Raw genomic sequence first — 10,615 nt, 5'->3', positions numbered from 1 at the left:
AATTCATTTTCCTCAAATTTTCTTTTCCAGTTTGAATGTTACTTTATAAGTATAAAGACCTATATTGTTAACAATTGATAAAGCGCGTTTAATTTTAATATCATCTTCAAAAGCAATGATGACCCCTTTCACTTCCTGTCCTTCTATGGTTCTTTTTACCGGTATCTCCTTTTTAAAGTTTATTCTCTACTTTCCCTTAATTTCTAAATCATCTCCAGAATTCTATTTATCCTTTTTTCTATTTCTTCCTTTTCTTTTTCTAAATTTTTTAAGTCATCTTTTATATCTTTTATATCTCTATATGTCTCTTCTTCAAATACATTTATAAATCTGGAAGGAGAAAGATTGTAATCTACCTCTTCTATCTCTTCATTTGTTATAATTTTGCTGAACTTCTCTATCTCTTTAAAATCCCTGTATGTCTTAACTATCCTTTCAATATGTTCTTTACCTAAAAAGTTCTGTGCCTTTCCCTGAATAAACTCTTTAGATGCATTGACCAGTAGAATTTTCCCTGTTTTTTCGTTTAACTTATTTCTATTGAAAACAAGTATTACTGCGGGTGCTCCTGTGTTATAAAAAATCTTTTCAGGTAGAAGAATAACCGCCTCAAGCAAATCTTTTTCCACTACTTTTTTTCTTATCTCTTTTTCTCTTCCCCCTCTGGAAACAGCACCAGTATCAATAACAACAGCGACCTTCCCAGTATTGTTAGCAGAAAAAATCATATGTTGTATCCATGCCCAGTCAGCAGATTGTTTTGTTGGAGCACCAAAAGGAAATCTATGGTTGTAATATTCACCTCTTTTCAATGTATCCTCGTCGTATCCATCCTGGTTCCATGGAGGGTTTGCTATAACATAATCAAACTGTTTTATCCTGTCTTTCTCTTTAAATTTTGGAAATAGAAGTGTATCTCCAGTTGATAAAACGATATTGTTTATTCTATGTAAGACAGCATTCATTTTGGCAAGTGCGAGAGTTTCTGAGTTATATTCCTGACCATAAAGAAAAAGTTTTGCAGCTTTCTCTTTTCCATATTTTTCTTTAACATACTGGTATGCAACTATAAGCATTCCAGCACTTCCGCAGGCAGGGTCGTACATCCATTTACCTGGTTTTGGGTCTAATATCTCAACCATTAGTCGTATAACCTCTCTCGGTGTGTAAACTTCTCCTTCTTTTGCTTTTGTTGGAGCAAAGTATTTAAGTATCCATTCATAGGCATCACCGAGTATATCCTCTTCTACTTTTTCAAATGAGTATCTGCTGAATAGTTCAAACAGGTTGTTTAAAATTATCTGGTTTTCTTGATTTGAGGTGAACTGATGGAAGTCAAAATGTGTAAATATGTCTTTATAATCGGGATTCAGTTCAGCCAGTTCTTTAAGACATTTTGAAAGATTCTCAGGAAGTTTTAATGGTTCTTTTCTGATTTCATCCCATAACAACTCATTCTTAAAATGGAAGGTGTGATAGTATGGTTGTTCTGCTTCTTTTACTGCTTCTTTCTCTTTTAATCCCTTTTTAGTCAACTCCTCCTTTACTGTTTCATATTCATTTTTCCACTTGTCAGATAGTGCCTTATAGAACAGTAAAAGCAATATAAATTTATAGTTAACCCTTGTTCTGATAATATCTGCTGCTGTTTTAAGAATATTCGTTAACTGATTCTTTGATAATCTATCTTGTTCCTGGAAAAGTGGAAGTGGTTCTAATATGTCTACAATTTGATAGATTGATTCTCTTCTGTCTTCTACGTTTTTAGTGATTTTAAGAAGCCCTGCTCTCTTTAGTTCTGAAAGTATGAGTTTTGTTTGTTCCGGAGAGTCCTTATACAAATTAAGAAGAAGAAATGAGACATCATCAAATGTAAACTGGTTTGTTTTAAACTTCTCCCTTATTGCGTAGTACCTTTTCTTAATCCATTCCTGTAAACTGTTTGTATTATTTGCCATCTTCTTCTCCCATAGGTTAATTGAAACAATTTTACTTAACCTAATTATACCCTATATATGTATTTTTGTCAAGAGAAGATGTACGGATAGGGTAAATAGGAAACACTTAAAATCATACTCCTCTTCCTTGATGGGAGAGGGGCTGTTAATTTTCCCCTCCCTTCAAGGGGAGGGTGAAACCTTTGCTAATCTTTTCCCCCTCATCCTTCACCTTCTCCCCCCGTAGGGAGAAGGAAATGTAAACATAACCCCCACCTATTTTTCCTCCCCCCTCGTATGGGGAGGATTTTTTATTTTCCCTCTCCCTTAGAGGGGAGAGGGGCAGGGTGAGGGTGATACCTTTAAAGTACTCTCCACCCCCACCTGTTTCCTCCAATAATAGATGATTATGCTCCTCAGGTGTATAAAATTCTGTGTACAGGTAAAAATTTTGGAATTTTAAGGGGAGAAGGGGTATAATTTTGGATAAGGGGGATGGTATGGAGAAGATGATAGAAGGGGTGAAGATAAAAAAACTGAATGTTATACCTGATGAGAGAGGACGGCTGATGGAGATTTTAAGGTGTGATGATGAGATGTTTGAAAAGTTCGGGCAGGTCTATCTTACAACTGTATATCCTGGTGTTGTAAAAGCATGGCACTCACATAAATACCAGAATGATAATATCGCAGTGGTGAAAGGGATGTTGAAACTTGTAATGTTTGATTTAAGAGAAGGAAGTAAAACATATGGGTTGATAAACGAGTTTTTCATAGGTGAGCATAATCCCTTGCTTATCCATATCCCCGCAGGTGTTTATCATGGATTTAAGGGAATAAGCGAAGAAGAGACACTGGTAATAAATATCCCCACACAGCCATATAATTATAAAGAACCTGATGAACTACGGCTTCCTTTTGATACAGACAAAATCCCCTATAACTGGGAAAGGAGAAACTATTAATTATGAAAGGAGTGGTTCTTGCAGGTGGGCTGGGTACACGGTTATATCCACTTACCAAGGTTACAAATAAACATCTTCTTCCTGTATACAACAAGCCAATGATATATTATCCTATCCAGACACTTATAGATGCAGGTATAAAGGATATTCTAATAGTCACAGGTGGAAATTCTGCAGGTGATTTTTTACGACTTTTGGGTAATGGAAAGGAGTTTGGATTGAAGCACCTTAACTACACATATCAGGAAGGAGAAGGAGGGATTGCAGATGCTCTTTCACTCGCAGAGCACTTTGTAGGTAATAACAGGTTTGTTGTAATACTCGGAGACAATATTATAGAAAAGAGTATAAAGAAGGAAGTGGAGATATTTAAAAAACAGAAGGAAGGTGCAAGGATTCTTCTTAAAGAGGTTGATAATCCTGAAAGGTTTGGTGTAGCAGAGATAAAGGATGGGAAGATTATAAGGATAATAGAAAAACCCCAAAAAACACCTTCTAACCTTGCTGTTACAGGGCTTTATATGTATGACAGTTATGCGTTTGATATTATAAAAACACTTAAACCATCAGACCGTGGTGAACTTGAAATCACAGATGTAAACAATAAATATCTTGAAGCAGGGAATCTTACCTATGGAATCCTTGATGGGTGGTGGACTGATGCAGGAACATTTGAATCACTTTTGAGGGCAAATAATCTTGTCTATGAAAAGGTGAAAAAAGGAAAGGTATAAATGAAGATAGTGGTCACTGGCGGGGCTGGTTTTATTGGCTCCCATTTTATAAAGTATATTCTGAAAAAATATCCTGACTATAAAGTCCTGAATATAGATAAACTTACCTATGCAGGGAACCTTGAAAACCTCAAAGAAGTTGAAAATAATCCGAACTATAAATTTTTGAAGGCAGATATATGTGATAAAAATATTGAAGAAGTAATAGATGGTTATGATGTAATCATTAACTTTGCTGCTGAAAGCCATGTGGACAGGTCAATAAGTGGCCCAGAGATTTTCTTAAAAACAGATATAATGGGTACATTCAACCTACTTGAGATATCAAGAAGAAAAGGAATCCAGAGATATATTCAGATATCAACGGATGAGGTTTATGGGAGTGCAGAGGAAGGACAGACATTTTCAGAGGATAGTCCACTCAATCCATCCAGCCCTTATTCTGCAAGTAAATCATCAGCAGACATTCTGGTTCTATCATATTACAGGACCTATAAAACACCTTCCATTATCATAAGGAGTACAAATAATTACGGACCAAATCAATATCCTGAAAAGTTTATACCACTTTTTATTACAAATGCGATTGAAGACCAGCCACTTCCTCTGTATGGAGATGGGAAGAATGTAAGGGACTGGCTCTTTGTTCTTGACAACNGCAAGGGTATAGATGTGATACTTCACAGAGGAAAAGAAGGTGAGATATATAATATTGCTGCTGGAAATGAAAGAGAGAATATATTTGTTGCTAAAAAGATTCTTGAATATCTCGGAAAATCAGAATTATTGATAAAGTTTGTTAAGGATAGACCAGGGCATGATAGACGGTACAGTATCTCCTGTGAGAAAATAAAAAAACTGGGATGGTTTCCTGATATTCCTCTTGAAGAAGGGTTGAAACAGACAGTGGAATGGTATAAAAACAATGTGCAATGGTGGAAAAAAATTAAGAGTGGTGAGTTTTTAGAGTATTACAGGAGGCAGTACGGAATATGAAGGTTTTAATTACAGGTGGTAGGGGAATGGTAGGGAGTTTTCTGGCGGATACTTTTATTGAAAGAGGGGATGAAGTAATTTCCCCTAATAGAGAAGAACTGGATATAACTGATAGATATAAGGTGGTTGATACAATAAAATTTGTAAAGCCGGATATCCTTATACACTGTGCTGCTTATACAGATGTAGATGGTTGTACAATAAATCCAATGAAAGCATATCTTGTTAATGCAATGGGAACTCAGTATGTTGCAGAAGGATGTAGAAAAGTAAATTGTAAGATGGTATATTTCAGTACCGATTTTGTATTTGATGGTAAAAAAGGTGCTCCATACTCTGAGATTGATACTCCTAATCCTTTGAGTGTATATGGTAAAACCAAACTCTTGGGTGAATATTATGTTTCACATCTTCTTACAAATTTTCTCATTTTAAGGGTATCGAAGATATTTGGAGAGAAAGGAAGAAATTTTGCCTCATCTCTACCTGCCTTGATGAGGAAAGAAAATAAAATAGTTCTTACTAACAATCTTATCAATTCTCCTACATATGTTTTGGACCTGGTGGATGCAATTTTATTTCTTATTAAAAAAGATGTACTGGGTATTGTGAATGTATGTAATAAAGGGGAATGTTCCTGGTATGAATATGCTTTGAAGATTAAAGAAATCCTTAAAATTAAAGAAGTAGAACTTATACCGGTAGAGTTTGAGAGTTTTAACAGTAAGAAAGCAGAAAGACCCAGATATTCAGTGCTTGATACATCACTTCTTGAATCGCTTGGTTTCTCAATGCCCCACTGGGAGATATCTTTAAAGAGGTATCTTGAAGGATAAAAAAGATATTATTATAATAAATGGAAAACAACAAGGAGGATAGAGATGGCTGATAAGTTGAAAGGTAATATGTTGATTGCTCAGAGTGGTGGTCCTACAGTAGTAATTAATCAGAGTTTGGTAGGCGCAATTTTGGAGGCAAAGAAACACAAAGAGATAAAGGGGATTTATGGTTCACTTAATGGTATTAAAGGGGTGATGGAAGAGCGTCTGATAGACCTTAAAAAAGAGCCATTAGCGGTTCTTAAAAAGGTTGCATATACACCCTGTGCTGCTTTAGGTAGTGTAAGGAAAAAACCATCAGAGCAGGACTGTGAGGTTATCTTTAAGATGCTGCAGAAGTATGATGTGAGGTACTTCTTCTATATAGGTGGAAATGATTCTGCTGAAACAACAAATATAATTAACGAAAATGCAAGAAAGGTAAACTATGAGTTCAGGTGTTTTCATATTCCAAAGACCATAGATAATGACCTCCTTGAGAATGACCATACACCTGGTTATGGTAGTGCTGCAAGGTTTGTGGCAATGGCTTTGATGGGTGATAATCTGGATAACATATCTCTTCCAGGTGTGAAAATAGATGTTATTATGGGCAGACATGCGGGTTTTCTTACGGCTGCTGCATCTTTAGCAAGAGGAAGAGAAGGTGATGGACCACATCTTATATACTTCCCTGAAAGACCTTTCAGTAAGGAACAGTTCTTGAAGGATGTTGAGGCAGTGTATGCAAAGTATGGCAGGTGTGTAGTGGCTGTATCCGAAGGTATTGCTGATGAAAATGGAGAGCCGATTGCTTCAAAATTTATAAAAGAGGTAGATGCACACGGCAATGTACAGTTAAGTGGAACAGGGGCATTGGGAGACCTTCTGGCAAGTTTTGTCAGGGATGAGTTAAAGATAAGTAGGGTAAGGTCAGATACATTCGGTTATCTCCAGAGGTCCTTCCCTGGAGTATATTCTGAAGTGGATGCAAAAGAGGCATACCAGGTTGGTGTACTTGCTGTAAAATATGCTACTTCAGGAAAACTGGAAAGCGGCTCTGTCTCTATAAAAAGGAAGAAGAGTAAGAAATACGAGGGGTACTTTGAACCTGTAGAACTCACAAAGGTTGCTAAAAATACAAGAAGTATGCCAGATGGATTTATCAATTCTGAAGGCAATAATGTAACAGAGGCATTTATTGACTATGCGAAGCCGCTGGTGGGTAAACTTCCTGATATAGGGATGTTGAAAAAATATCCTGTAAAAAAGGTATAATATTCCTTTTCCAGATGAGAAAAGGATTAAACTGGATAGAATGTGGTGAGATATAAAGGCGAAATCTAAATAGAGATAATATAGTTAAACTTATTTAATATCAATAAAATCCCCATTATGACAAGTAAAAAACCAGTTATTATCTCTATTTTTTGAGAATGTCTTTTAATCACAGAAAATAGATATAACATCTTGCCAACAAGAATTGTGGTTATAATAAAAGGGATGCCTATACCGAGCGAGTAAAAGATAAGAAGGATAACTCCACGTAGTACTGTTTCTTGAGACGAAGCAATTATCAGTATTGAAGCAAGGACAGGTCCAACACAGGGTGTCCAACCAGCAGCAAATACCATTCCTATAACAAAGGCACCAAAATAGCCACTCACTATCTTGTTCATTTGAAGTTTTTTGGTTCTGTAGAGAGGGGTTATTTTAAATATTCCTGCAAGATGAAGACCAAATACTATAATTATAATTCCCCCTACTATCCTTAAGAGATTCTGTTTTGCGAGAAGGTATCTGCCGAGGTATGTAGCAGATGCACCCAGGAGTGTGAAGATAAGTGTAAACCCAGATACAAATGAAAGAACAAGAAAGAAATTTTTCGCAGGGCTTTTACCTTCCTTTATATTTTCAACAGACATCCCTGTGATATATGATAAATACGCAGGGATTAAGGGGAGGATACAGGGACTGAAGAATGAAAGGACACCTGCAGTAAAACTGAATAAGATAGAATAGTTTTGATTTGCTTCCATTTTATATTATTATATATCTTAATAGAAAAAATCTGAAGAAAAGGAGATAAGATGAAGATAAGGAAGGTGAGTCAGAATTTTGATATAGAGCCATTTAAGATGCCACTCGGTTTTAAGGGAGGTTATCTTACAGGTGTATGGCAGACAATTGTATCTGTAGAAACAGAAGACAATTTTGGTATAGGGCTGGGTACACAGAGTGTTTTATGGTCAGATGCAGATGTGTTTTCTTCTCATAGTGAAGCAGGTGGAAATGCGCTGATGTTTTCTGTAACTGAGTATGCCTCCAGATTACTTGTAAACAGAGAGATAGAAAGTCCCATTTCATTTCTGGAGACATATTTGGAAGATATACACTCATATGCAAAAAAGATTACAGGAAAGGAAAATTTAAGAAAGACATTTACGCTTAATTCTCTTGTAGCATTAGATAATGCTCTATGGGTTCTTTATGCAAAAGAAAAAGGAAAGATGGACTTTTTTGAGATGATACCATCATATTATAGGGAAACATTAAAATATAAACACTCTCTCGTTGCCTGTATTCCTCTTATGTCCTATGCGGTTCCTCTTGAGGATATAGGTAAGGCAATAAAGGATGGTTTTTTTACCCTGAAGATAAAGATAGGGTCAGACCCAGAGAAAGATGGAGATAGAGAGAAGATGTTGAAGTGGGACACAGAGAGGATAAAGAGTATCCACGAGAGATTTGGAGACATACCTACACCTTATACTGAGAATGGTAAGCTTCCTTATTATTTTGATGCAAATGGTAGATATGATAGTAAGGAACGGCTCTGGAAACTCATTGATTTTATAGATAAAATTGGTGCACTTGAAATGGTAATAATAATGGAAGAGCCGTTTCCTGAAGAGATGGAAGTTGATGTAAGTGAATTCCCTGTGCGACTTGTTGCAGATGAAAGTGCCCATACGGATGAGGATGTAGTGAAAAGAAAACAGATGGGATATAAAGGGGTAGCACTCAAACCCATAGCAAAGACACTGAGTATGACACTTAAAATTGTTAAAGAAGCAGAGAGGATGGGTATGGACTATTTCTGTGCCGACCTTACAGTTATACCACCACTTCTTGAATGGAACAAAAACCTTGCATCCCGTCTGAAGCCACTACCAGGACTGAAAATTCCTGTTGTAGAGTCAAATGGTCATCAGCACTACAGGGACTGGGACAAACTTATACAGAAACATCCCTATCCTTCAGCAGAGTGGGTAATTCCTTTTGATGGTATATTCCACCTTACATCTGACTTTTATGAAAAAAGTGGTGGTATCTTTGATGTATCAGATTACTATAAGTCAAAAGTTAGAATCTGAAAACGGATTACTGAAATCTATTTTGATTTAATGGAAAGTGTTCTAACTATACTTCCAGCCCTTTTTATACAATCCAGAACATTTTCAAGGTTGTCTATTACTTCATAGATAAGTATAGTTAACTGTGGCGAAAGTGATGTTTTTATAAGCGCCTTTATGAGGTCTCGCCGTCTATCATCACCTTCTTCTTCCATTACTTCAATCTGTGCACAGTCCTCCATAACTTTTCCTGGTTCATTATTCACAAGAGAGTTTATTGCAGATTTAAGTTTTTCAGATGCTCTTACTGCAAGCAAACCATCGTCAAGAAGAAGTTCATCAAGTTCCTCAGAAGGTTCTTTCTCAAAGAACTCTAATAACCTTACAACACCCTTCGCACTGTCTGCTATATCATTCAAACTTTCATTCAAAAGGATAAGGTCCTCCCTGTCTGGTGGTAGAAACATTCCTTTTGAAAGTTCATTCATAATCTCCTTTTTAATCTCATCTCCCTCATGTTCTGCATTTTTTGCTTTATTGATATGTTTATTTTTTGCTTCTACATCATTTTTCATCAATGCTTCAATGCTGTTTTTCATCTCTATCACACACTCATAGGACTTTTCCATATGCTTTAACGCAAGGGATAATACTCCTTTTTCTTCTCTGTCTCCTAACCATGCCAGTATATTTCTTGTCTTTTCCATTCTATCACCCCCATATTATTAAACTTTTTCAATATTTATTGTAAACTTCCAAATGCCAGAGTTATTTTTAAAATTATATATGTTATTATACCTGAAATAAGCGGAGTTACTGCCCATGTTATCAGTATATCTCTTGATAATTTCAAATTCATTGTTTTAATTCCCTGCACTATTCCTGCACCCCAGACCGCCCCGATAATTGAATGTGAGGTAGAAACAGGGATACCAAAGTGAGTATAAATCTGTACATTTAATGCAGTAGCGGTTTCCATAGCGATGGTCATAACGGGTGTGATATGTGCTATTTTAAAACCTACTGTTTCAATAACTCTGTAGCCCCATGTTATCACTCCTATAACTATTGCAAGTCCTCCTATAACTGCTGCCTGTTGAGAAGAAAATTTCTGTGTTCCTATGAGTATTCCTGTGGCATTTGCGACATCATTTGCTCCCCATGAGAAGGCAAGATATGCACTTGTGGCATATATGAAGATATATATTAAAGGATGGGAAAATTTTTTTATGATAGGGGTTTTGAAGAAAGTCATAACAATCGGATAAAGCAATATAGTTAAAATACAGGACCCCAGAGGAGTTAATAGCCAGCATACAAATATCTGGTGTATCTTCTCCCAGTGTAATGTAGTATTCAGTGCCAGTCCACCACCTGCAACCGCACCTACTATAGAATGTGATGTTGAAACAGGAAATTTTTTATATGTTGCAATGGTTACCCACAATGCTGCACTGAAAAGGGCAACGAGAGCAAGGAAATTTCTTTCATTGCAGGGAAGGCAGTTTATATCAACAACTCCTTTTCCAATGGTCTTTATTACATTACCACCTAAAAGTACTGCTCCGAGGAAACTGAATACGCAGGTAATAATAATCCCTGCCCTGACCGACATCATACCTGAACCAATATCCGCACCAACACAGTTGGCTGCATCATTGGCTCCCATTGACCAGCCCATATATAAAGCAGCGAGAATAATAGGAATGAGAATCATAAAAGTAATAAGTTATTTTATAACCAAAATTTTAATTGTTTATTATAACAGAGATACTTATATTGACAAAATGGAATTTTCATATTAACTTG

11 protein-coding genes are annotated in these 10,615 nt (G+C 36.2%); 6 read left to right on the top strand and 5 right to left on the bottom strand.

Annotated features, from left to right (window positions below; all coding sequences use genetic code 11):
* Positions 1-203: 203 nt before the first annotated feature.
* Positions 204-1,958, bottom strand: coding sequence for a type I restriction-modification system subunit M (locus tag N3D17_05830; GenBank protein ID MCX8082897.1), 1,755 nt, complete (start codon positions 1,956-1,958; stop codon positions 204-206).
* A gap of 145 nt (positions 1,959-2,103) precedes the next feature.
* Positions 2,104-2,334, bottom strand: a complete 231-nt coding sequence (locus N3D17_05825; GenBank protein ID MCX8082896.1) for a hypothetical protein — start codon at positions 2,332-2,334, stop codon at positions 2,104-2,106.
* Positions 2,335-2,446: 112 nt separating this feature from the next.
* Between N3D17_05825 and N3D17_05820 the strand changes: the two genes are divergently transcribed.
* The 5 genes from N3D17_05820 to N3D17_05800 all read left to right on the top strand — a co-directional run bounded on the left by N3D17_05820 (position 2,447) and on the right by N3D17_05800 (position 6,728).
* Complete coding sequence (locus N3D17_05820) at positions 2,447-2,902, top strand: dTDP-4-dehydrorhamnose 3,5-epimerase family protein (protein ID MCX8082895.1); 456 nt, start codon at positions 2,447-2,449, stop codon at positions 2,900-2,902.
* A gap of 2 nt (positions 2,903-2,904) precedes the next feature.
* A complete protein-coding gene (locus tag N3D17_05815; protein MCX8082894.1) occupies positions 2,905-3,636 on the top strand; it encodes a sugar phosphate nucleotidyltransferase in 732 nt (243 codons plus the stop codon).
* Complete coding sequence (gene rfbB, locus N3D17_05810) at positions 3,637-4,632, top strand: dTDP-glucose 4,6-dehydratase (protein MCX8082893.1); 996 nt, start codon at positions 3,637-3,639, stop codon at positions 4,630-4,632. It abuts the gene before it with no gap.
* Positions 4,629-5,468: a dTDP-4-dehydrorhamnose reductase gene (gene rfbD / locus N3D17_05805; GenBank protein MCX8082892.1), complete on the top strand. Its 840-nt coding sequence runs from the start codon at positions 4,629-4,631 to the stop codon at positions 5,466-5,468. The genes rfbB and rfbD overlap by 4 nt, the downstream gene beginning before the upstream one ends.
* A 45-nt stretch (positions 5,469-5,513) precedes the next feature.
* On the top strand, positions 5,514-6,728 hold the full coding sequence (locus N3D17_05800) for a 6-phosphofructokinase (protein MCX8082891.1): 1,215 nt from the start codon (positions 5,514-5,516) through the stop codon (positions 6,726-6,728).
* A gap of 65 nt (positions 6,729-6,793) precedes the next feature.
* On the opposite strand, the gene N3D17_05795 is transcribed toward N3D17_05800, so the two are convergent.
* Positions 6,794-7,489, bottom strand: coding sequence for a cytochrome c biogenesis protein CcdA (locus N3D17_05795; protein ID MCX8082890.1), 696 nt, complete (start codon positions 7,487-7,489; stop codon positions 6,794-6,796).
* Positions 7,490-7,540: 51 nt separating this feature from the next.
* Between N3D17_05795 and N3D17_05790 the strand changes: the two genes are divergently transcribed.
* Entirely contained in the window at positions 7,541-8,827 is a 1,287-nt protein-coding gene (locus N3D17_05790) for an L-alanine-DL-glutamate epimerase (protein ID MCX8082889.1), read from the top strand.
* 17 nt (positions 8,828-8,844) lie between these two features.
* Here the strand turns inward: N3D17_05790 and N3D17_05785 are convergent, their stop codons facing one another.
* Positions 8,845-9,513 carry a DUF47 family protein gene (locus N3D17_05785; protein MCX8082888.1) on the bottom strand — a complete coding sequence of 223 codons (669 nt, stop codon included), beginning with the start codon at positions 9,511-9,513 and terminating at the stop codon, positions 8,845-8,847.
* A gap of 35 nt (positions 9,514-9,548) precedes the next feature.
* A complete protein-coding gene (locus N3D17_05780; protein ID MCX8082887.1) occupies positions 9,549-10,523 on the bottom strand; it encodes an anion permease in 975 nt (324 codons plus the stop codon).
* Between the last annotated feature and the right edge of the window lie 92 nt (positions 10,524-10,615).

The organism is bacterium (assembly GCA_026414725.1).
Lineage (GTDB): Bacteria > Ratteibacteria > UBA8468 > B48-G9 > JAFGKM01 > JAAYXZ01.
The sequence above is the reverse complement of the archived record's forward strand: the minus strand, read 5'-3'. Positions and strand labels throughout refer to the sequence as shown.